The organism is Pseudomonas sp. MCal1 (assembly GCF_026341415.1).
Lineage (GTDB): Bacteria > Pseudomonadota > Gammaproteobacteria > Pseudomonadales > Pseudomonadaceae > Aquipseudomonas.
Window position 1 is genome coordinate 483,466 of record NZ_JAKUMP010000001.1, and the last position, 22,568, is coordinate 506,033.

General features: G+C 52.8%; 23 protein-coding genes and 1 pseudogene. 17 read left to right on the forward strand and 7 right to left on the reverse strand.

Annotated elements, in window-relative coordinates; all coding sequences use genetic code 11:
- Positions 1-65: 65 nt before the first annotated feature.
- Both MKZ87_RS02195 and MKZ87_RS02200 read left to right on the forward strand, forming a co-directional pair.
- On the forward strand, positions 66-872 hold the full coding sequence (locus MKZ87_RS02195) for a Hachiman antiphage defense system protein HamA (RefSeq protein WP_266200182.1): 807 nt from the start codon (positions 66-68) through the stop codon (positions 870-872).
- On the forward strand, positions 862-3,957 hold the full coding sequence (locus MKZ87_RS02200; protein WP_266200183.1) for a DEAD/DEAH box helicase: 3,096 nt from the start codon (positions 862-864) through the stop codon (positions 3,955-3,957). Before MKZ87_RS02195 ends, MKZ87_RS02200 begins: the two co-directional genes overlap by 11 nt.
- 359 nt (positions 3,958-4,316) lie before the next feature.
- Here the strand turns inward: MKZ87_RS02200 and MKZ87_RS28920 are convergent, their stop codons facing one another.
- Positions 4,317-4,667, reverse strand: a complete 351-nt coding sequence (locus tag MKZ87_RS28920) for a sensor histidine kinase (protein WP_323873463.1) — start codon at positions 4,665-4,667, stop codon at positions 4,317-4,319.
- A complete protein-coding gene (locus MKZ87_RS28925) occupies positions 4,621-5,172 on the reverse strand; it encodes a HAMP domain-containing sensor histidine kinase (RefSeq protein WP_323873464.1) in 552 nt (183 codons plus the stop codon). Before MKZ87_RS28925 ends, MKZ87_RS28920 begins: the two co-directional genes overlap by 47 nt.
- Before the next feature lie 649 nt (positions 5,173-5,821).
- Here MKZ87_RS28925 and MKZ87_RS02210 point away from each other — a divergent pair.
- The 7 genes from MKZ87_RS02210 to MKZ87_RS02240 all read left to right on the forward strand — a co-directional run bounded on the left by MKZ87_RS02210 (position 5,822) and on the right by MKZ87_RS02240 (position 11,303).
- Positions 5,822-7,198, forward strand: a complete 1,377-nt coding sequence (locus MKZ87_RS02210) for a cytochrome ubiquinol oxidase subunit I (protein WP_266200184.1) — start codon at positions 5,822-5,824, stop codon at positions 7,196-7,198.
- 11 nt (positions 7,199-7,209) lie between these two features.
- Positions 7,210-8,211: a cytochrome d ubiquinol oxidase subunit II gene (gene cydB / locus MKZ87_RS02215; protein ID WP_266200185.1), complete on the forward strand. Its 1,002-nt coding sequence runs from the start codon at positions 7,210-7,212 to the stop codon at positions 8,209-8,211.
- A 98-nt stretch (positions 8,212-8,309) separates the two neighbouring features.
- On the forward strand, positions 8,310-9,536 hold the full coding sequence (locus MKZ87_RS02220) for a zinc-dependent alcohol dehydrogenase (RefSeq protein WP_266200186.1): 1,227 nt from the start codon (positions 8,310-8,312) through the stop codon (positions 9,534-9,536).
- 57 nt (positions 9,537-9,593) lie between these two features.
- Positions 9,594-9,746, forward strand: coding sequence for a hypothetical protein (locus tag MKZ87_RS02225; protein ID WP_183082847.1), 153 nt, complete (start codon positions 9,594-9,596; stop codon positions 9,744-9,746).
- 79 nt (positions 9,747-9,825) lie between these two features.
- Positions 9,826-10,338 (forward strand): CinA family protein, encoded by a 513-nt coding sequence (locus MKZ87_RS02230; RefSeq protein ID WP_266200187.1) that lies wholly within the window; start codon positions 9,826-9,828, stop codon positions 10,336-10,338.
- Positions 10,331-10,849: a hypothetical protein gene (locus MKZ87_RS02235; RefSeq protein ID WP_266200188.1), complete on the forward strand. Its 519-nt coding sequence runs from the start codon at positions 10,331-10,333 to the stop codon at positions 10,847-10,849. Before MKZ87_RS02230 ends, MKZ87_RS02235 begins: the two co-directional genes overlap by 8 nt.
- A 7-nt stretch (positions 10,850-10,856) precedes the next feature.
- Positions 10,857-11,303, forward strand: a complete 447-nt coding sequence (locus MKZ87_RS02240) for a DUF421 domain-containing protein (RefSeq protein ID WP_085654114.1) — start codon at positions 10,857-10,859, stop codon at positions 11,301-11,303.
- A 117-nt stretch (positions 11,304-11,420) separates the two neighbouring features.
- Here MKZ87_RS02240 and MKZ87_RS02245 read toward each other — a convergent pair whose 3' ends face one another.
- Positions 11,421-11,720, reverse strand: coding sequence for a hypothetical protein (locus tag MKZ87_RS02245; protein ID WP_266200190.1), 300 nt, complete (start codon positions 11,718-11,720; stop codon positions 11,421-11,423).
- Positions 11,721-12,035: 315 nt separating this feature from the next.
- Here MKZ87_RS02245 and MKZ87_RS02250 point away from each other — a divergent pair, with 315 nt between their 5' ends.
- The 6 genes and pseudogenes from MKZ87_RS02250 to MKZ87_RS28930 form a co-directional block, all read left to right on the forward strand.
- Positions 12,036-12,920 (forward strand): manganese catalase family protein, encoded by an 885-nt coding sequence (locus MKZ87_RS02250; RefSeq protein WP_266200191.1) that lies wholly within the window; start codon positions 12,036-12,038, stop codon positions 12,918-12,920.
- Positions 12,921-12,984: 64 nt separating this feature from the next.
- Positions 12,985-13,146 carry a hypothetical protein gene (locus MKZ87_RS02255; protein WP_266200192.1) on the forward strand — a complete coding sequence of 54 codons (162 nt, stop codon included), beginning with the start codon at positions 12,985-12,987 and terminating at the stop codon, positions 13,144-13,146.
- Positions 13,147-13,154: 8 nt separating this feature from the next.
- Positions 13,155-14,084 (forward strand): ZIP family metal transporter, encoded by a 930-nt coding sequence (locus MKZ87_RS02260; RefSeq protein ID WP_416383536.1) that lies wholly within the window; start codon positions 13,155-13,157, stop codon positions 14,082-14,084.
- Between the two features lie 142 nt (positions 14,085-14,226).
- The gene (locus tag MKZ87_RS02265; RefSeq protein WP_121185669.1) at positions 14,227-14,727 is read left to right on the forward strand and encodes a ferritin-like domain-containing protein; all 501 of its coding nucleotides are present in this window, start codon (positions 14,227-14,229) and stop codon (positions 14,725-14,727) included.
- A gap of 79 nt (positions 14,728-14,806) precedes the next feature.
- Positions 14,807-15,028 (forward strand): PLDc N-terminal domain-containing protein, encoded by a 222-nt coding sequence (locus MKZ87_RS02270; protein ID WP_145598232.1) that lies wholly within the window; start codon positions 14,807-14,809, stop codon positions 15,026-15,028.
- 1,013 nt (positions 15,029-16,041) lie between these two features.
- Positions 16,042-16,233: pseudogene (locus tag MKZ87_RS28930) on the forward strand (hypothetical protein); the annotation flags it as partial.
- A 156-nt stretch (positions 16,234-16,389) separates the two neighbouring features.
- On the opposite strand, the gene MKZ87_RS02275 reads toward MKZ87_RS28930, so the two are convergent.
- The 4 genes from MKZ87_RS02275 to MKZ87_RS02290 all read right to left on the reverse strand — a co-directional run bounded on the left by MKZ87_RS02275 (position 16,390) and on the right by MKZ87_RS02290 (position 17,971).
- Entirely contained in the window at positions 16,390-16,632 is a 243-nt protein-coding gene (locus MKZ87_RS02275) for a hypothetical protein (protein WP_266200193.1), read from the reverse strand.
- A gap of 60 nt (positions 16,633-16,692) precedes the next feature.
- Positions 16,693-16,962: a DUF6555 family protein gene (locus tag MKZ87_RS02280; protein ID WP_085654122.1), complete on the reverse strand. Its 270-nt coding sequence runs from the start codon at positions 16,960-16,962 to the stop codon at positions 16,693-16,695.
- Positions 16,963-17,433: 471 nt separating this feature from the next.
- On the reverse strand, positions 17,434-17,664 hold the full coding sequence (locus tag MKZ87_RS02285; protein ID WP_266200194.1) for a hypothetical protein: 231 nt from the start codon (positions 17,662-17,664) through the stop codon (positions 17,434-17,436).
- Between the two features lie 55 nt (positions 17,665-17,719).
- Positions 17,720-17,971, reverse strand: a complete 252-nt coding sequence (locus tag MKZ87_RS02290; RefSeq protein WP_416383537.1) for an SDR family oxidoreductase — start codon at positions 17,969-17,971, stop codon at positions 17,720-17,722.
- Between the two features lie 203 nt (positions 17,972-18,174).
- Here MKZ87_RS02290 and MKZ87_RS02295 point away from each other — a divergent pair, with 203 nt between their 5' ends.
- Together MKZ87_RS02295 and MKZ87_RS02300 are read left to right on the forward strand one after the other, a co-directional pair.
- On the forward strand, positions 18,175-19,251 hold the full coding sequence (locus tag MKZ87_RS02295) for a type I restriction endonuclease (RefSeq protein ID WP_266200196.1): 1,077 nt from the start codon (positions 18,175-18,177) through the stop codon (positions 19,249-19,251).
- Positions 19,252-19,630: 379 nt separating this feature from the next.
- Positions 19,631-22,336, forward strand: a complete 2,706-nt coding sequence (locus tag MKZ87_RS02300) for a pentapeptide repeat-containing protein (protein ID WP_266200197.1) — start codon at positions 19,631-19,633, stop codon at positions 22,334-22,336.
- The last annotated feature ends 232 nt before the right edge of the window (positions 22,337-22,568 follow it).

Below are 22,568 nucleotides of genomic sequence, written 5' to 3' on the forward strand. Positions count from 1 at the left end.
AGCTAATAAAGGGGGCAGGTGGCCAGTACGAGTTCGAACGGCACGTTATCTTAGGGAGCTAATGATTGAGTCTTATTCACATTGGATGGTTGAAGAATTCCGGTCAATTCAGCTCTGCCTGCGGTAGATCCGTTCCGATCTTCGAACTTCGACACGACATTACCGACCAAGCGGCAATGTCGGCCTGGGCTACACACTTCAGGCGGCATTACTGTAGTGATGACGACCTTGAGTGCTTCAAGCCATCCCACGTCACCAGCTACGACTATCTAGTAGAAATAAAATTTCCCTCAAAAACGAAAAAGCCGGGGCCTAGTATTAGGTCTGGGGATTTTGCCGAAATATTAGTAGCGGATTATATGCAATATCTTCGTGGCTACGATGTTCCTAGAACACGATGGGACAGGAAAATTATATCGAACGAGTCGGCAAAAGGATCAGACGTAGTTGGGTTTAAATGGAATAAATCCACCCCCAGCGCAAGTGATCAATTGCTAATTTATGAAATCAAGGCGCTTGCATCTGAAAAAAGTAGAGCTAAGGTACTCCAAAAAGCAGTGGATGATTCAGCTAAGGATGATATCCGATTAGCTGAAACATTGAATGCTATGCGGCAACGGCTAGGGGATAAAAGGGATAAACAAGGAGTACAAACTGTTGCTAGATTTCAAAATTACTCTGATCATCCATATGATAAAGGCTACGGGGCCGCTGCGGTCGTTAGCACATCTTCTTTTAACTTGGCGAAACTGGCTTTGACAACCGCAGACGCACACCCTTATAAAAATAAAGTTGAAATGCTCGTCATACGTGGTGACAGTTTAATACCTCTGATTGACGTGCTTTACGAGCGAGGCGCGAATGAAGCTTGAGGCTCGATCTAAAAGATTATTAGGTCTATCTAAATCGACGGCAAAAATTAGAGAGTTGAGAGTATCCGCGGATATTCATCCGCCACTGGCTGACGACCCTTTCGCGCTTATAATTTTGACGATTGGTATATTAGGGCAATTAGCTGCGCTAACTTTACAGGATGAAAGTGCCGAAGAGTTGGCTAGCCTTAAAGAGCAATTAGTGGACGTCGCGCAGTATTTTGACTCACTAGATGGTTCAGGACTTCTGGATGAATCCAGCGTGTATTTAAGAATGCTAGGATCTGCAGCTTACTACCTAGCTGACATGCCTGGAAGTTCGTCCGTGTTAGCTAAAGAAATTCCATATGAATACGAATTGAGCTTTCATCGCTTGGAGGGGATATTGATATGGATTTTGAAATCAGATCATCGACATAGTTGGTACCGTCAGCCAGGGGGGTATTTTTCGGAACGCGCTACGAGGCTGGTAAACAATTTACATGGATTTTATGAGGGCAGGGTGTCGGACGTAGATGTCAATACTAGTGCCCTCGAACTGCGTGAAATGGTTTACAGCGCGGGCTCAGACAGAGACTTGCTTTTTATAGACGTTATTTGTGCCATAGTACGGGTAAAAATGAGAAACTCCTCTCGTATCTGTTTGCCCCTATATAGCGAACTTGACTTGGACGCGTGGAGAGCTATTTTAGCTAGATCTAGCTTTATGAAGGAGCTATGGCCAGCTCAGCGGTTAATGGGAGAGGAGGGAATATTAAAAGGGGTGTCTGCTGTTGTGCAGATGCCTACAAGTGCTGGAAAAAGCAGAGCGATGGAATTAATAGTCCGGAGTGCATTACTATCAGGTCGAGCAAAGCTAATAGTTTTGGTTGCCCCATTCAGAGCTCTGTGTGCCGAGATATCTGAATCGTTCAAAAGTGCATTTGCTTCAGATGATATTCTCATTAATGATCTTCCAGACCTAAATCAAATTACCGAATCAGATTCAGATTTTTTAAAATTTCTACTTGGCGATTCGTATAAAGATCGCTCCAAGGGAAGTGTGCTTGTGACAACACCTGAGAAATTAGCCTATCTCTTGCGGCATGAAGATGAGCTGGCAGCCAGCATTGACCTCTTGCTGTTTGATGAAGGGCACCAGTTTGACACTGGTAAGCGCGGGGTAACATACGAGTTACTCATATCATATCTTCGGGATGCAGTTAGTCCGAAGGCGCAAAAAGTTATGATATCAGCAGTAATGGCAAATGCTAAGTCAATAGGTGACTGGCTTAACTTTGAAGCAGGAATAGAAATCCAAGGAGCGAAGGTTCTCCCGACAGTCAGAGCGATTGGCTTCGCTACTTGGTCAGAAGCTACAGGTGGCGGTGGTATTCAGTTTTTCGATCAAGGTATGTTAGATAGTAATCAATATTTTGTTCCAGGCCTGTTACAGCCGATTGAGATAACAGGGAGCAAGGGGAAGGTTAGGAGCTTTCCTGATCGGCTGAATAGTCGCGAGGTCGCATCTTTCTTAGCGGTGAAGCTTTGCGAGTTGGGTGGCGCTGCTATTTTTTGCGGAACTAAGGTTATCGTAAGATCTGTCTGTAAAGACTTAGTTAATATTTTTGAGAAGGGGGTGGACTTGCCTTTGCCTGTGTCTGCTGGCGACCCTGAGGAAATAGCGAAATTATATTATTTGGCATCCTTACATATGGGCGATTGTGAATACGCACAGGCAATAAAGATAGGGGTGATGCCGCATAGCTCAAATATACCAGCAGGACTTCGTTCGTCTGTTGAGTGGGCGCTATCGAATGGAAAAGCTTCGCTAGTCGTTTGTACGTCTACACTAGCTCAAGGCGTAAATTTGCCGATTCGCTATCTTTTAATTACAAGCACTTTCCAAGCTGGCAATGCGATAACTACGCGAGACTTCCAAAATCTGATGGGCCGTGCCGGTCGATCTGGGTATTACACAGAGGGGAATGTAATATTCACTGATCCACAGATCTTCGATAATCGCTGGTCGAACACAGGTTTCAAAAAGTGGAAGCAGGTCAAAGAGCTTTTGAGCTTTGATAGCGCTGAAGATTGCTTGAGTAGTTTAAAAGGGTTAGTAGAGAAATTTTCCAACCCTGGCTCTACCATTGATGTCATGGATTTCTTTTCCAGCTACCAAAATTGGCTACAGCGTGCTATTGAGCTTCGAGCAGAAGAAAAAGACAAATACAGAAAAAGAGATTTTGACTCGCTGATATTCGAAATGAACTCACGGATAGATCGGCTGCGTGCATTGGAGAGCTACATTATTGCATATGTCGGCGATTATCCAGATGCCACTTTAGTTGATATTGAGGCACTGGCCAAGGAGACCTTGGCATATAGCCTTTCAACAGAAGACGAGCAAAATAGCCTAATAACCTTATTTGTCTATATTTTCAATAAAATGAAAGCGCTGGATGCGAGATTTTATAAGGGGTACGGGCGCTCGTTGCTTGGTATTGATCAGTTAATGCTTGTTGAAAAGTGGTTAGATGATAGTCAATTTGATCTTGGCATTTCGGAAACAAGCGAGGATGCGTTGCGGGTAGTTTGGTCTCTCGTTATGCAACTGTCGCAAGGTTCAATAGGGCATAAAATAATGCCTGAAGGTCTTTCAATAGGTATTGCGATTAGGTGGATCACAGGGCAAAGCTATAAAGAGTTGCTTGAGTACGTGAAGTATTCGAAGGGTAGCTATAAGGCAGGAAAACAAAAACGCACGGTAACAATTGATAATATTATTGAGTTTTGTGATAAGTTTTTGGGTTACGAGGCTATGCTTTACGTTGGTGGTGTTGCAGATATACTTGAGGCAAAAGGCATGTTTGAAGAATGTGTTATCAATTTTCGTGAGTTGCAGAGTCGTCTTAAATATGGTTTAAGCTCTGATTTTGAAATCGGATTATATTCTGGTGATTATCCTGATCGGGAAGTGGTTAAGATAATTGCGGCTGAGCTTAATAAAGTCAGTTCTGCAAAGTTGAACCAAGAAACGATCAATGACAATCAACCTTTGATAGCATCGGTGCTGACCCGTTTTCCTTCTTATTTTTCGCGCTAAGTTAAGCTTCTTCGTCGACATATATTTAATATAAATATCCTCGACGGGAATACGCGAATTCCAATTCGAGGTTGAATTCGCGGCCAGTGGATGTCTGCTTTTGGCCGGAAGGTGCCGATTTCAACCGTCCGCTTCTGACCGGAAGGTGTCGATCTCAACAGTCCTTTTCTGGCCGAAAGCGGTCGGCCATGAACATTGGTTATCGCCCATAAGCTGTCATTCATTGAACGTTATCCGCAGAGAATGGATATGATATGCGATAAACAAACCGCCCGAGGGGACGCGGGTATGAAGAGGTCATGAGGGTCAAACTTGAGTGTAGACGGTGACGAGCTTCCAGCTAGATAACGTGAGATGGATCACTGGAAGATTGGGAGCTGAACACTAAAGATAGTGCCCTGCTCAGGTGTCGAAACCACCCCGATTTTTCCTCCATGGGCTGTCACGATCTCAGACGCAATGAACAGTCCCAGCCCCAAGCCGGCGGTCGATCCTTTTTCAGTTGCTGCATAGCTTGAGTAACGCGCCTGGGGATTGAAAAGATGGGGTATTACGCTTGCAGGTATGAGTTCGCCCCGATTTTGCACGCTGAAGACTGAGCAATGGTCATCTTGAGACAAAGTCACAAGGATGGGTTGCAGTGAGTCACCATGTCTGACCGCATTACCGATCAGGTTGGTGAAAACTTGTTGTATGCGGGCGCGGATCATAACTCCCCGCTACTCGTTCACTCACATTCGAAACGATCTGTGCCTGAGGGAACGCGGTGCGTAACTCTTCAACAACAGCGGAGCACACAATCGATAGATCAGTCTCTTCTGGATTGACTGGTATACCCGAGCCGAGATTTGAGCGGGCCAGGTCGAGCAAATCGCCGACCATGTGATTGGCTCTACTTACACTCGCATTGATTTGCTCTGCCAGCCTCCGATCCCTGTCAGTCATATTGACGTTTTTACGCAGCATGTCACTAGCCATCAATACAGCCCCAAGCGGTGATCGCAGGTCATGACCGAGTACGCCCAAAACAGTTTTGCGCGTGCTCTCCACGGCTTTACCGTATCTCGCAATCGACTCCACGAGCGCTTGGTCTATTGCTCCATTGAAGCGGATGATGTCTTGCACATCGTGCACGTCATCCACGCGCTGTTGGGCCAGCCACAACCTGAGCACACTCGAGCGCAGCGCGCGATATTCCGACACCATCTGATCCATGGAAAACCCCGCGACAAACCGCGTCATTGCATGGTTCTGGGCCGGTGAATCGCCTTCCGCATCGGGACCATGGCCCAGTGATTTGGCGATCTGCTGCCGCTCCTCTGGGGTCTTTGCATATCTTCGTCGACGGTTCTCTGGATGTGCTCCGAATGCTCGCGCGAACCCTTGGAATCCATAGGCGGCAGAGCGGTTTCCACGGAGCGGGCAAAGCGCTCCCAGGCAGAAAGAATCTATTCGATATGCGTCAGGATGAACTCGTGCAGTCTCATCATTGTCCTTGAATCAGGCGGAGGCGTCTGGCGTCGGACGAAGCCGGGTCTAAGACTAGACCCTAACGAAGGGTTCGAAAAGACAGCGCTCTGACTAATGCCAGTCAGTGAAGGATGAACGCTGTACCTGTGGCGAGGGAGCTTGCTCCCGCTGGCCGCGAAGCGGTCCCTCTTTGTCTCAGGAGCAGGGACTGCTGCGTAGTCCAGCGGGAGCAAGCTCCCTCGCCAGAGGTTATCTTTTAGCATTTCTGCTTCTTAGCTGGTCGGCATTAAGCGCTCCGGTGCTTGATAAATGGTCGACATCTTCGACCGGAACGCTCTGGCAGGTGCTTCGGCGGGTATTGCGCAGCAAGGCTGACCAGCGAGGTGCAAGTGCTATGGAAAACGCCGATACCGCACTCATGGCCGCGCGCATGCAGTTTGCGATCACTATCAGTTTCCACATTGTGCTGGCGGCGTTCACCATTGGCCTAGCGAATTTCCTGATGGTGCTCGAAGGCTTGTGGCTCAGGAGCGGGCGCGAGGTCTATCTGGATATTTTCCGCTACTGGCTCAAGGTCTTTGCCTTGACCGTCGCAATCGGCACGGCCTCCGGACTGATTCTCGAGTACCAGTTCGGGCTGAACTGGTCGCGGCTTTCGGTGCAGGCCGGGGACATTATCGGGCCGTTGATGTTTTACGAAATTCTTGCGGCGTTTTTTCTCGAGGCCGGTTTTCTCGGCATCATGCTGTTCGGCATGAAGAAGGTTGGCCCGCGTCTGCATTTCTTCGCCACCTGCGCGGTGGCGGTCGGCTCGCTGATCAGCGCGTTCTGGATTCTGTCGGCCAATTCGTGGATGCAAACGCCTGCCGGCTACGCCCTCGACGCGAACGGGCGCTTTCACGCAGCGGACTGGTGGGCGATCATTTTCAACCCTTCGTTTCCCTATCGCCTGGCGCATATGGTGCTGGCGGCGCTTCTCGGCACCGCGACATTCGTCGCTGGCGTCAGCGCCTGGCAGTTGCTCAAGGCTGCGCATAACCCGCGGGCCCGGGTGCAATTGTCCATGGCGTTGTGGGTGATCACGCTGTTGACGCCGGTGCAGATCGTGGTCGGTGATCTGCACGGCCGCCATAGCTTGCAGCTGCAGCCGCAAAAGGTCGCCGCCATCGAAGGCTCGTGGAAGCGCCCGGTGCAAGGCGCTGGCGAGCCGCTGCGGATTTTCGCCTGGCCGGACATGGACGAACACCGCAATCACTGGGAGCTGGCGATCCCGCATATCGGGTCGTTGTACCTGCGCCACGACCTGAGCAGCACCATCGCCGCGCTCGACGAATTTGCGCCGCAGGACATTCCGCCGGTGCCGCCGGTGTTCTTCGCCTTTAGACTGATGGTGGCGCTGGGATGTCTGATGCTCGCGCAAGGGGTGGTCAGTCTGGTGCTGCGCTGGCGCCAGCGATTGTATGTTTCGCGGCGCTGGTTATGGGCGAGCGCGTTCCTGACCCCGGCGGGGTTTCTGGCGATGCTCAGTGGCTGGGTGGTAACCGAAGTCGGCCGGCAGCCCTTTACCGTTTACGGGCTGCTGCGCACCGAGGACAGCCTGTCCTCGGTATCGCGAGCGCAGGTGCTCGGCTCAACCTGGCTGATCCTCGGTTTCTATCTGGTGATTTTCACGGTGGGGCTGTGGGTGTTGCTACGGCTATTGCGCGAGCCACCGCACCATGGCGAACCCGGTCCGCAGCCAACCCTGCCCGATGAAATCGGACGCTCCTGAGGAACAGTCTCATGGACACTGACGCGATCACGCTGCTGTGCGCCGGCGCCCTGGCGTTCTCAGTGATCAATTACGTGCTGCTCGACGGCACTGACCTCGGGGTTGGCGTGCTGTTGGGATTGACTCGCCGCAGCGATTACAGACGCGCCATGGCCGTGAGCATCCTGCCTATCTGGGACGCCAACGAAACCTGGCTGGTGCTCGGGGGAGGCGGGTTGCTGGCATTGTTTCCGCAGGCCTACGCGATTCTGCTGCCGGCGCTGTATCTGCCATTCATTCTGATGTTTCTGGCGTTGATCTTGCGCGCGATGGCCCTGGAGTTTCGTGATCACGCCGCGAGCGCACGGATGAAACGTCTGGTGGATGCCGGCCTGCTCTGCGCTTCGCTGCTGACCGGCATGGCGCAGGGGGTGGTGCTCGGTACGCTGGTGCAGGGCGTTCCGCACGCTGGCGGGCAATACAGTGGCACTGGTTGGGAATGGCTCGGTCCGTTCCCGTTGTTTTGCGGTCTGCTGTTGGTGTGCGGTTATACGTGGCTGGGTGCCTGCTGGCTGTATTGGCGCACCGTCGATGAACTGCAGCAGCGCTCGGCACGTCAGGCGCGGGTGCTGGCGTGGGGCACGGTCGGGCTGCTGATTGTGCTGGTGCTGTGGACATCGACGCTGCATGCGCAATATGCCGAGCGCCTGATCTCGCCCTTGATCGGATCGCTGGCAGTCTTCGCCGCTGCCGCGTTGCTGACAGGTTTTTTCCTAGGGTTCCGCAGCCGCTTTGACTGTCTGCCATTGTTTACCGCGCTTGGCGTTTTTGTTCTGGCGTTCGGCTTGATGCTGGTCGCGCTGTTCCCGTTGATCATTCCGCCCGACTTGACTTTGCAAGCGGCGACCTCGAGTCGCAACAGTCAGATATTCGTACTGATGGGGTTCGCGCTGCTGGTGCCGGTCACCCTGATTTACAACACCTATGGCTTCCGGGTGTTCAGTGGCAAAGTCCGGGTGTCGCCGTCCCACTGATCCAGAAATATGCAAAACAGAGTGAACTCGCGCTGACTGAGTCCTTCGGAACTTGAAGAAGCTGTTCGTCAATTCTTCCATTGTCAGAGGATTCCACCATGCGAGCTATGACCTATCAAGGCGCCCACGACGTCAGAGTCGAAACCGTGCCGGATCCGATCCTTGAAGCACCCGATGACATCATCCTGCGAGTAACCGCCACGGCCATCTGCGGCTCGGACCTGCACCTGTATCGGGGCAAGGTCCCGACGGTCGAGCACGGCGACATCTTCGGCCATGAGTTCATGGGCATTGTCGAGGAAACCGGTTCGGCCGTGACGGCGGTGCAACGCGGCGATCGGGTGGTGATCCCGTTTGTGATTGCCTGCGGCGACTGTTTCTTCTGTCAGCATGCGCTGTACGCAGCGTGTGAAACCACCAATGCCGGGCCGGGCGCGGCGATGAATAAAAAGCGTATTCCACCGCCGGCGGCGCTGTTCGGTTTCAGTCGGATGTACGGCGGGGTACCGGGCGGTCAGGCCGAGCTGGTGCGAGTGCCGAAGGCCAACACTGGGCCGTTCAAGGTGCCGGGAACGCTGGCAGACGAGAAGGTCTTGTTCCTGTCCGACATTCTGCCGACGGCGTGGCAAGCGGTGATCAATTCCGGCGTCGGCGAAGGTTCGAGTCTGGCGATCTACGGCGCCGGGCCGGTCGGCCTGCTCAGCGCGGCGTGTGCGCGCATGCTTGGCGTCGAGCGCATCTTCATGGTCGATCACCATGCCTACCGACTGGCCTATGCGCATCGCACCTACGGTGTGATCCCAATCAACTTCGATGAGGACGACGACCCGGCGGATACCATCATCAGCCAGACGCCCGGCAACCGTGGGGTGGATGGCGTGATCGATGCGGTGGGCTTCGAGGCCAAGGGCAGCACTACCGAAACCGTGCTGGCCACGCTCAAGCTCGAAGGCAGCAGCGGCAAGGCGTTGCGTCAGTGCATCGCAGCGGTGCGCCGTGGTGGCACGGTCAGTGTGCCGGGGGTGTATACCGGGTTTATCCACGGCTTCCTGTTTGGTGATGCTTTCGACAAGGGACTGATTTTCAAGATGGGCCAGACCCATGTGCAGCGCTATCTGCCCGAACTGCTGGGGTATATCGAAACCGGGCGCCTGCAACCGGACGCGATCATCAGCCATCGGCTGTCACTCGAGCAGGCGGCCGAGGGCTACAAGATCTTTGATAAAAAACAGGAAGACTGCCGCAAGGTCATCCTGACCCCGGGCCGCAGCGATGTGCCGCTGGCCCAGGCGGAGGGCACGGCGCCGCTGGTGCCGGCCGTGTAAGCAAGCAGACCTGTGGCGAGACCCCCTCGCCACAGGATCATCGAGCGGGAGAAGATCATGAAAACCATCTGTGTCTGTCTGGGGCTTTGTTCAGTGCTGCTGTTGCAGGGCTGTTTCGAAGGTTCCAATGATGCGCCGAACAAGGACGGCGACAAAAGCAAGGCGTCGCTGCAGATCCAGAAAGACAAGGCGGCCGAGTCGGACAAGTGATCACGCTTGCGGATAAGCGAGCGAAACTCAAATACGCTCGCCACGGTCAACCGGACAGTTCTGTTTTTGGAAGTCTGCCATGTCCATTGCTGAAGCGACTGTTGATTATCTGCGCGAACATTCACTGCTCCTGACCACCGCCGAGTCCTGTACGGCGGGGATGATTGTGACGTTATTGTCCGAGGTGCCAGGCAGTGGTGAATTCATTGAGTGTGGGTACGTGGTGTACTCGCCGCAGGCCAAACAGCGCCTGTTGCGCGTCAACCCGCAGACGATCGAGCGCTTCAACCTGACCAGCGTCGAGGTCGCCCGCGAGATGGTGGTGGGAGCGTTGCATGACAGCACGACGAATGTGGCGGTGGCGACCACCGGCATTCTCGGCCCGGAGGACGTCGACGGTATCCCTGCCGGAACGGTGTGCTTCGCCTGGGCCTTTCAATGCGCAGCCGGGCAGTTTGTCTACTCTCGGCAAATGCGTTTTTCCGGCAGTCGCTGTGAGGTGCAAAACCAGGCCACGGAGTACGCGCTGCAGGGTATACAGCAATTTCACCGTGCGGCACTGCAGGAGGCGAGGAGTCCGGTTGATGACTGACGATGCCGACCACCCTGATCTGCGCAGCCGGGACGTGCCGTTTCGCGAAGACATGCCCTATCAACTCAAGGTCTGGCGCTTCGAGCGCTGCGGCTGGTATGCCTTGGTGTTGCTGATGGTGCTGGCCATGGCGGGACTGTTTTCCAGAGGCCTGATCAGCAGCCGCGACGTACGCTCCGAGGATGGCCACGTCCGGGTGCAGTATGAAATGTTCCACCGTAACGGTTCGACCAACTCAATGCGCATCAGCCTCACAGCGGCGCCGGAAGCGACGGTGGAGCTTGAGCTGGCCGGTGATCTGCTGCAGGGCTTCAGCATCGACGCTCTGCAACCGGAACCGCTGCGCAGTCGCAGTGCGGCCGATGGCGTGCGCTTCTGGCTGCAGGCCGACAAGCAAGGCCAGGTGAGTCTTTACCTGAGCTTGCGCGGCGACGGCCTGGGCTTGTATCGCAGCCACATCAGTACGCCAGGCTCCGCCGGCGTCACGCTTTCTCAATTCATTTTTCCGTAGGTGACTCATGGACTCGGTACTGCGTGCGGCGGTGATGTACGGGGCTTTGATGGTGCTGTTCAAGATCGCCGGCCGGCGTTCGCTGGCGGACCTGACCACCTTCGATTTCGTCCTGCTGATGATCATCGGCGAGGCCACGCAGCAGGCTTTGCTGGGCGATGATTTCTCCCTGACCAACGCGATGCTGGTGATCGTGACGCTGATCGCCATCGACGTCGGTTTCTCTCTACTCAAACAGCGGTCGGGCTGGGTGTCGCGGCTGATCGACGGCGAACCGACGATCATCGTCGAGAACGGCAAACTGCTGCACCGGCGTTTGCGGCATGCGCGGATGATCGAGGCGGATGTCATGGAAGCCGCGCGTTCCAGTCAGGGTATCGAACGAATTGAGCAGATCAAATTTGCGATCATTGAGCGCAATGGGAAGATTTCGGTGATTCCCAACGAGACTTGACTAATCACTTGGCAGGCTTAATTGCGGGTGACTTGTTTATAGCCTTCATAAGTCGGAAGGCACTTTTATCCGAGTGCAATTTAAACGTCTCGGTTTCGACTTGTCTTTGCGTGCTTATCAATTGTCTCTGCTATACGCCAGCACACGATCAGTGAAGTGCTGTGCCTTGTCGTGAGGCAGCGCATTAATCCTTTCCAGCTTCAGCAATAGTTCTACAAAATGGTCGGGCGCGTCAGATTTTTTTGCAGCGAGTCGGGTGCTGACTTCGATGATTGTCGCAACCAGTTCGTCCGGGTTGGCAATCGCCTCAGGCTCAATGGAATCGAGCATATTCAGATTGATTTGGCCCACGGGCGGCGCCATGAGAATGAGGCGCTGGAGAAGATCGTTGAAGCGCGGATCGAAAGAAAGCGGCATGTCTGCATCCTGGTTTTTTCGAAATATTAAACTTCGGAATCAAGGCAAAGGGCCATAGTTATTGACTTTTTCTTGTACAGTAGATTTGCTTTTGTACAACTCGAGGTGAATATTGTCGATAGAAATAATTTTGGAACGTTAAAAGCAGTACTCACTTGTTCATTGATTCAGCAAGTTAGAAATAAATAGAACTTTTCCAGTTTTCCACTCGTCGCCCTTGATCAAAAAAATGAAATTTTAGTTCGCGGTATCGATTCAGAACTGTGTGACGCAATTTATAACGAATCTCATCTCACACAACCTGAGGTAATTGTCATGTTCTTACATAACAAGCGACTTCAATACACCGTGCGTGTTGCCGAACCCAATCCGGGACTGGCGAACTTGCTACTCGAACAATTCGGCGGCGCCCAGGGCGAACTGGCGGCAGCCTCGCGCTACTTCACTCAAGCGCTGGCCGAGGATGATCCGGGTCGCAAGGATCTGTTGATGGACATCGCCACCGAGGAGCTGAGTCACCTCGAAATCGTCGGCTCCATCATCGTCATGCTCAACAAGGGCGCCAAAGGCCGATTGGCCGAAGGCGTGGAAGAAGAGGGCGAGTTGTACCGGGCCATCAACGGGGCCGGCAACGATTCGCACATCACCAGTCTGCTGTACGGTGCCGGCGCGCCGCTGACCAACTCGGCCGGTGTGCCATGGACGGCTGCGTATGTCGATACGATCGGTGAACCCACAGCGGATTTCCGCTCGAACATCGCCGCCGAAGCCCGGGCAAAAATCGTCTACGAACGGCTGATGAACGTCACTGACGATCCCGGCGTCAAGGAAGCGCTGGGCTTCCTGATGACCCGCGAAATTGCGCACCAGTTGTCCTTCGAAAAAGCCCTTCATGCGATCCAGCCAAACTTCCCGCAGGGCAAACAACCCGGCATGCCGGAGTTCACCAACGTGTACTTCAACATGTCCCAAGGAGAGGGCAGCACGCGCGGTCCTTGGAACCAGGGCGATGACTGGGAGTTCGTGGAAAGTCCAGAGCCTGCGGTGGATGGCGGCGACGGCAGCGCGAGCGTTCAGCTCAGTGCCGAGGAAGAGGCTCTGCTGCTGGATATGAAAGCGCGAACCATGTCCGACCCGGACAGCAACCCGATCACTGGCGCCGATCTGGGCGCGGGTGTTCAGGGGCAACCCGACGCGTGATGACCGGGACCGCATGCCGCAACGGCGTGCGGTTTTTCAATCGATAAGATCCGAGGTACCGCACATGAATCAGAACTCCGGGGTTTCCAGCAGCGACCTGGCGCAGTCGCTGTCCAGTCGGTTTAACGCAAGCGTCACGTCGTTTGATCGAACCGCGCAGCAGATCACCGAAACGTTGCGCCAATTCGTGCTCGACTCCAGCGGCAAACGCTCTACCGGACGCTAGGAGGCGACATGTCACTCAGCTCATCGTCGACGCCAACGCCGCAGCGCAACGGGTGGAGCATGGCGTCCAGCGGCGGTTGGCCGGGCGTGTTGTTCTGGGCAACGCTGCTGCTGGTCAGCGGCCTGCTGTTGTTTAGCGGTTACTCCGCGCTGGTCGGCGCAGACAAGGGAAACCTGCGCCTGGCCACCTTGGGTGGCCTGTCAGGATTCGGTGCGACCGCGTTGGGTGCGGTAGTGGCGATTATCCTGCGCGATATCAGCTCACGCACTCAGGACATCATGCTCGGCTTCGCCGCCGGCATGATGCTGGCCGCCAGTTCCTTCTCGCTGATCCTGCCGGGTATCGAGGCCGCGCAAGCGCTGTGTGGCAATCCGTTGCTGGCAGCCTGCGTGGTCGTATGCGGCCTGGCCCTGGGCGTTGGCTTGATGGTCGGTCTTGATCGCTTCGTGCCTCACGAACATCAGCAGATCGGCAGACGCGGGCCCGATGCACAACGCATCAATCGCGTCTGGCTGTTTGTCCTGGCGATCACCCTGCACAACTTGCCGGAGGGCATGGCCATCGGCGTCAGTTTTGCCAATGGCGACATGAAAGTCGGCCTGCCACTGACCACCGCGATTGCCATACAGGACATCCCCGAAGGTCTCGCGGTTGCGCTTGCCTTACGCGTCACCGGGATCTCGGCCTGGCGCGCTGCACTGATCGCGATCGGCTCCGGCTTGATGGAGCCGCTGGGGGCGGTGGTCGGGCTGGGCGTGTCGAGTGGCTTTGCCTTGGGCTATCCGATTGCGCTGGGGCTTGCGGCGGGGGCGATGATTTTTGTGGTGTCGCACGAAGTCATCCCCGAGACCCACCGCAATGGTCACGAGACGCCGGCGACGCTCGGTTTGATGCTGGGCTTCGGCGTGATGATGTTCCTCGATACCGCTTTGGGCTGAACCAATAACACTTCATCCATGAATCGAAAAATGCTTTGAACACCTGCTCGGCAGGGTGGGTCACCTGTAATGAAAGCCACATTGGCGGACACGCTGAACGTCTCGCCCAGAACACTATCCACCCATCAGAAGGAAGTTAGAAATGGCTAGAAAAACTGTTGAAGACCTGTTCATCCATGAGCTGTCCGACGTTTACAGCGCTGAGAAGCAAATCACCAAAGCCTTGCCGCGCCTGGCGCGCGCCGCGACCAATCCGCTGCTTGCCGAAGCCTTCACCTCGCACCTTGAGGAAACCCAGGGCCAGATCGAACGCATCGACCAACTGGTGGAACTGGCCGGGCTGAAACTCAAACGCATGAAGTGTGTAGCCATGGAAGGACTGGTCGAAGAGTCCAAGGAGCTGCTCGACGAAATCGAAAAAGGCGCGGTGCTGGACGCGGCGCTTATCGGTGCGGCGCAGAAAGTCGAGCACTACGAAATCGCCAGCTACGGCACGCTGATCGCGATGGCCAAACACCTGAAACTCGACGATGCCGTCACCTTGCTGCAAGCCACGCTAGCAGAAGAAAAGGGCGCCGATGAAAAGCTGACGAAGATTGCCGAACAGGGCGGTAATCAGGCAGCGACCCTCGAAAAAAAATGAGGGGTTGAAGCGCTCCATATAAAACGCCACGGCGATTAAGCATGCCGTGGCGTTTCAGAGCAACATGGAGGAAAACATCATGCAAACCGAATATCTGTGGATCGCCGCTGCGGTCCTGCTCCTGCTGTTGGACCTTTGGGCACTCAACAGCGTGATGCGCAGCGACAAGCCGTCCGCGACCAAGGCCGGTTGGGCCGCGCTGATCTTCCTCGTGCCGTTGCTGGGCGTGGTCATCTGGGGCGTGTCGGGGCCGCGCGGCATTGTCAAAGGGCCTTCGTCGCCGGAGCACAGCAAGGGCTGATCGAGCCCATACGATCTGCAAAGGTTGAACAGAATTGATGCCTGTGGGAAGCGAAAAGTCCTGAATGATCAGGGCTTTTGCTTACCTACGCTGACAGAGCCGTTGGGCCTGCGCATTCCCCGCCCGCCGCATACCGACAAGCTGGCAAATTGCCGATACAGTTCGTCGATTGCGGTTTCGGTGATGAAACTTGCCGCGTATCGGATGTATAAAAGAATCATGCATGAACAGGTTTTTGCGTGAAACTCCGGCAAGAATCCATCTTCCCACCGGCTCCAGGACAGCCCCCGTCATAGAGCACAGCCATCATTCCGTCAGACGACTTCAGATTCCGCGCCCGCGTCCTTCTGGTCGAATTCGATGCTGCGACCACGCAATTAATGATGTTGGTCGTTGCGGGTGAGATTTCCGGCACGCAGTGGGATGAAGCGTTCTCGCGTCAAAGTGCTGCTTATCTTATAAGGAATGGATTAGCGCTGTAGCGGGCATTTCAATTGATCCCATGCCTGCGCTGGATGGTCGTGCACCGGGGGATCCGTGCGGATCCTGAACCAGCAGAAAAGCGGCGCGATGGGAAAAGGCGCCGGCGCTGGAATCTTCGTCCAGAACGCCGACAGCGAGCATGGTCACTCGACGATGCAGATCCAGCGATGGTTTTAGCGGTACGGCGCCCGCGTGAAGTGAACATCTGAAACCAGTGTCATTCCACGCTCCTGCAGCGCTTCGGTCAATTGTACGAGTGTCTCTGCCCGGATAGTCATTGCTGTTACCTCGTCAGATTTACTGCGCTCATCTTTCTTGACCGGGTGATCAGGCTGCTAATTCAATTTTTCTACTAGGTTGTTGAGGTTGAGAAGGTCTCAGGCCGACAGCACGGAAAGACGAGCGTTCCTATCAGGACCTTTTGAATAAAGCCGCTCGGATCAGCCATTCGTCCAATGACCGGCACTTGTCGCGACCTGACTCCTCACACGTTTAAGCACGGATTCCCGTGCACCGATCGGAGAGGCATCATGGAAATCGACGAGAATGGACCAGGCAATCAATCGCAACAGGCAGTGACCCGCTCGACTGACAATGAAACAGGTCATGATCCTCGGCCTGAAGATTCGGCGGTACCGCTACCGCCGGATGACGAAGCACCCGTTGATGAAGATATGACGGACGTAGCCGCGACAAACTCTGTATCTGCAGAACACCCGGAAGCCGGGAGTGGCGCAAGTGCCCCGGTGTCTGTGACGACTGGCACAACAGATGTCCAGGACGGCGATGTGAAGGAGCCTCGCGGCATACCCGCCAGCGACCCTGAATCTGGGGCCTGAACGAGTGGATTCCCTTTTGCCCGCCCAGCGCGGGCTTTATTACTGACGCCTGTTAAGTCTCTTTCGCGCCTCGTCCCAAGCTTTTTTGCCTTCCAGCGTTTTGGCATCCGCGGCATCTCTGGCGTCTTTGTAGCGTTGCATTGCCTCGGGGGAGTCGGCCGCATGGGTTAGCAGTTCGTAGGCGATGGCATTGAGTCGATCAGCCTCTTGAAACAGTTCATTACTGCGCCCGGTCGCTGCGTACCAATCGGATGTGGTTAGGGGGCTGGATCTGGATTTCATGTGTCCTCCCATTCGTTTGAGCTGCGCTCTATCGACATGTTGAGCGCTTCCGGCGATGCACTATTTCTCCATTTGCGTCGCTCCGATGTCCTCCCAGGTGACGGCAGTAGTGGCCCGCCACTTTACGTCGGCGATTCCAAATCGTTCTGCCATGGGTTTTGTGAACCGCTTGAGAGGAGGGCGTCCGGGTTTGGGTATCGGAGCAATACCCGCGTCGCAGCTCGCCCACTGCCAAGCCTCTGCGTTGTTCATCAGTTTGGTGCGAATGACAAAAGACTTCGGTCTTCCATGGAGCTTGTACTCAATCACAAAAATATCTACCGAACTCACGAGTTACCGCTCCTTTTTGGTTCATGAGGTAGTGATTTTTGTTGTTAGAGAAAATTCAAAGAATCGTCTGACAATTCCTAATTTGATGATTGTGCTCACATTTAAGGTGATTTTATCTATACGTGAACTATTCGTTTGTAGAGGTTTTAGTTTCCATCATGCACACGGAGTCGAGCGCAAGTAGCTATTGCCGCGCCTGCTCGACAAGTTCGACAGGCTGGAATTACTGATCGCAGGACTGATCGGTGCCGTCGTTGCAAGCTGGTGGGGGATCCGATGGTCGATGGAGCGACTAGCAAGGGCGCCTGGCGGCAGACCAAGGGGCCAATGCCTCTGCTCTGCCATTGCTGCTCAAGCGCAGCGGGTTTGCCGCAGGCAGCAGCGCGCCCATCTGTTCCAACTGTCCGGACGCCATGCTGCCAGGGACGATTTGTGCCGGCCCTGAGGCATTCATGCCGCACGGCCAGAGCATCAGCAGGATCTCGAGCCGCTGTGCTTGCGCTGGATAATCGCGTGATGGGCCTCAGCCGCCTCCTCCAGCCGATAACGTGGGAGCGTCAGCGGCCCCAATGCACCTTCCCGGTAGCGCTCGAACAACTCGGATGCCGCGACATCCTGGTTCTTTGGGTTGACGTACTGCGGGGTAGCCGGTTGCTGATAGCGGAAGCTGCGCGCGGCCAACCGCTGGGTATCGGCTGTCATCGCTCCGAATCAAATAACGATGTCATGTTCAGGCTCTCCAAAAAGGTGGGCAGGATCAAACCAGGCGTGCGCCGCCGTCGATGTTGAGTACGGCGCCGTTCATGAAGGTGTTGCTCATCAGGAACACCGCTGCCGCGCCTGCCTCTTCTGCTGTGCCGAGGCGATGTAGGGGCAGAACCTGCTCAGGTGAGGCGATAAATGCCTCACGCCCCTCACCCAGTGCTTTGCCGAGAATCGGGTTGTTGATCGGGCCCGGCGACCGCGTGTTGACTCGCACCGGTGCCAGCTCTAGAGCCAGACCGCGCACGCAATGGGCAGCAATCGGCCAAAAGGGGTCGTTCGAATGCGTGGGTCAGAAGCGTTTATGAGCGCGATAGCACTTGCCAAAAATGTCATTTAACTGTGCAAGCATCCAGCATGGATAGAATCCCAGTAGCAGAAGAGGTTTTAGACATAGTAGCGTTGTGCCTGTACAACCCGGATCGGGTGAGCGTGCAACGGAGCAGTGAAATGGATTTTGTAGAACGCTTGAACGCAATGTCAGCGAAGGTTAATCAGTTAGCACCGACTATACAAACGGAGGAGGCAACAAAAACTGCTTTCGTTATGCCGTTCATTCATACCGTGCTGGGCTATGATGTATTCGACCCTTCCGAAGTCGTTCCCGAATATGTCTGCGATGTGGGCATTAAAAAAGGGGAAAAGATTGATTACGCGATTCTGAAAGATAGCCAAATCCAGATATTGATTGAAACAAAAAAAATCGGCGAACCGCTCAATATCAACCATGCGAGCCAACTCTTCCGATACTTTCATGTCACCACTGCACGAATTTCCATTCTTACAAATGGCAGGTTTTATCGATTCTACACCGATCTTGACGCACCAAACAAAATGGATGAAAAGCCGTTTTTAGAGATCGACTTACTTAACATTGATGAGCACATCATCCCTGAGCTTCAAAAGCTTACGAAGTCCGCTTTCGACGTTGATTCGATCATCAATGCCGCGGGCGAACTGAAGTACGTGGGAAACATAAAAAAGGAAATGGCTAAGCAGTTCACCCAACCTGATGATGATTTCGTTCGCTTCTTCGCGTCGCGAGTCTACGAAGGGGTCATAACCCAAAAAGTTCGAGATCAGTTTACTCTGCTCACAAGGAAAGCCGCAGCCCAGTTTCTCAGTGACCAAATCAACGACAGGTTGAAGTCAGCGATGAGCAAAGCCACATTTTCCACGCCCGCTGAATCGGTCGTCGCTGAAAATCAGGCTGAAGTCCGAGAAGAGCCTGAAGATCGTATTCTGACTACGATGGAGGAGCTGGAAGGTTTTCATATAATCAAAGCGATTGTCCGGACCGTCATAGATGCGAAGCGCATAGCCAGCAGAGATACCCAGAGTTACTTTGGTATACTTCTAGACGACAACAACCGAAAGCCTATCGCGAGACTCCACTTCAATCGCAGCCAAAAATATCTTGGCGTTTTTGACAAAGATAAAGTCGAAACGCGCCACCCTATAAACTCACTCGACGAGATCTATGAGTTTTCAGCCTCGCTAAAAGAGACCGTATCTTTTTACCAATAAGTCTGAGCCAAGACTTCCCAGTCCTTTCCCTACAGGCCCAAGGAATGGGATTAAGCTAATCTGCGACCAATAGCTCCTATTGGTGACTGCCAGCTTTCGGCCAGAAGAAGACAATCTAACTGGACTAGAATCTACTACACGAGCATGCATTATGATGCTGGCAAAAGTCAGCTTTCCAAGCAGTGCTAAATGGTCGCACCTCCAGCGTCTAGAGTCGCTCAAAGAAGGAGATCTCATCCATTGGACAATTTGACGTTTTTAAGGAGCCCCATCGTAAGCCTGCGGCCGACTCAAACTGGCGATTGCATGAAGCACTGCAAGTGCTATTTCTAAAAAAACACAAACAAATAGCCACACCTTTTCAAACAGGAAGTTTTATATGGCCACCCAGCGCCCAGTAGTCAAAGTTAAAAAAACCACACCAATAATAAAACGACCCTTGTCGCTTGATGCAAAATCTTTTGCAATTGCATTGGCAAAAGGAGCCGGACATGCTCTGCTCGGAAAGTTTGAAGACTTGGGAGACGATGGAATTGATGCGATGGCTGCGATCGGCCTTGCTGAGACAGGACCCGAAACATCAGCATATAAATTATTGCAAAACTCTTTAATGGACGCATTGAAGGCTTTGCTCGAAGACACTAAAGACCTGATTGGAGAAGTTAAAAGCATTGACGAACTTGAGCAGATTTTAGAGCAACACATTGGCGATTTCGAGATCACACAAGACTTTTTTATAGCTCCATACAAATTATCTATAGTTAAGTCGATCGAAGCTGCAATTAGTGACTGGCTAGTACGCCAGGGTCATTCAGAAAGTGTAGCGATCACAATATCTGCGAGGTTCCCGGGCTATATACCTTACTCACTCCATAAAGAATGGCAACGCAATACAAGTGAGTACGATACAATCAAAGATGCTTTACACTCCCCCTTTGCCACTGCCGTAGAGCATATAAACAGCTGGAATTCATACAGCGCTCAACTTCAATTACGACTAGAGGAGCCTGTATTTGGTGAGCCTTTCGGCCTGCGTCAAATATACATCCCTTTAAATGCGTACTACGAAAATAAAATAGGAAAAAACGAAGTACTGGAAGAGTCCAAAAACAAGCAGCGAGTTGTAGTAAAGCTAAAAGAGGAACTTGATGATTGGCTAGCCTCATCCAGAAAGGATGATGCGGTTCGCGCGATCAGTGGCGGACCTGGAAGCGGCAAGTCTTCATTCTCAAAAATTTACGCTTCATATGTAGCAAATCAAAACAAAATCAAAGTTCTTCTGGTTCCACTCCACTTCATCGACCCCTCACGAGATTTTGTTGATGAGATTGGCCGATTCGTGAGAGACGAAGGAATACTTAAAAATAATCCACTACAGAAAGAGCATAGCTTTCCTGAATTATTAATTATATTGGATGGCTTGGATGAGCTGGCAAGCCAAGGACGTGCGGCGGCAACAACCGCTAGAAATTTTGTTAGAAGCGTGCAGCAAACAGTAGATCGATTGAATATGCACACTCTTACGTTAAGAGTTTTATTCAGCGGTCGAGAAGTTGTAGTTCAAGAAAGTGAATCAGAGTTTCGACGCCCCCGCCAAGTTCTTACAATTATGCCTTATTTTCACAATCCTCAGGCAGCAAGTTACCTAGACTATAGCGATTATTCCGACCCAGACAAGCTTCTTGAAAAAGATCTCAGATCAGACTGGTGGAAAAACTATGGAGCTCTGACCGGCAGGGAATATGACGGCATCCCAATTGAGTTAAACCGCGACGATCTGAACGAAATCACTGCTCAACCCCTATTGAACTACTTGCTCGCACTGAGTTACTGTCGCGGGATATTAGACTTTACTGATCACGTTAATTTAAATGAAATTTATAACGATCTAGTTCAGGCTATTTATGAGCGAGGTTATGAAAACGGTCGAAAACACGAATCAATCAGAAGCATTGACGTGGATGATTTTTACTTGATATTAGAAGAAATAGGGCTGGCCGCTTGGCATGGAGACGGACGTACCACCACAATAAGCGAAATTGAACAATATTGTCGGTCCGGGGGATTTGGAGAACAACTTGATGCATTTCAAGACGGCGCAAAAGTTGGAATCACATCTCTACTTGCCGCATTTTTCTTTCGTCAGCATGGCTCACGCCCTAAAGGCGATCCCACTTTCGTTTTCACACATAAAAGCTTTGGTGAATATCTTGCAGCAAGACGAATTGTACGCGCAATGCAAGACATCATTGAAGAGAAAGCCAGGCGCGAAACCATTGGTAAATCACGCGGAAGAGGTTGGAGTGATGTTGACGCACTAAGACACTGGGCGGAGGTGTGTGGCCCAACGGCGATATCAGAAAATATACATCGCTTCCTAGAAGCTGAAGTTTTGCTGATGGACGCCGAAGCGACTTTACTGGCCCAAGATTGTTTAACCTCGCTTTTCAACTATGTATTACGTCATGGCATGCCGATGGAAAAGGTTGCCTCCGCAATTACATTTCAAGACTGCGCTCACCAAGCTCGAAATGCTGAAGAGACTTTACTAGCAACGTTGAACGCTTGTGCTATTGCGGTTGAAAGAGTAACTGAAATTGAACACCCTGACCCCACCGCGTTTGGAACATGGCTAAGACGAATCCAGAAACAACGAAGTGGTCCTGATTCAAGTATCGCACTTGCCTGCCTTTCCTGGCTCAACCTTTCTGACATAAGTTTGGATTTCGCGGACCTTTACGGTGCTGACCTTGCGCACTCCCTTCTCGATAATATACAAGGCTTTAGAATGGTTTTAGGTCGTGTCAGAGCCTACAAAACAACATTTAGAGATAGCCATCTTGAGGAGAGCTATTTTAATTCGGCGTTCATGAAGCATGCAGATTTATCTGGAGCAAACTTGGAATCATCTAATTTTTCACACGCCAAGCTTGATTTTGCCAGACTTGACGACGCCAAGCTCTCCGGAAGCAATTTTTTATCCTCATCTCTTGAATTTGCATCTTTTGAGAATGCCAACTTAAGCCGCTGCAACTTCAGGGACACCATCAAAGCAAAAACCAGATCTAAAACTAAGAACGCCTGACATCAATTAATCAATCCCGCTATTAGTTTATAAAAACTGTAGCGGGTTTGAACCCCATCATGTATCGCATCCATTTCTGCAAGCATCTAAAACGGCTGTTTTGAGCGATGTTCAACGGTCGCGATAAATTGGCTGGAGCCTTTGGCGAACCTGCAGTCATTAGTATAAGCAGCCACCCCGAACGTCTACTCAAGGCCTAAGCTGACCTGTCATGAGCGTCCACTTATAGCCG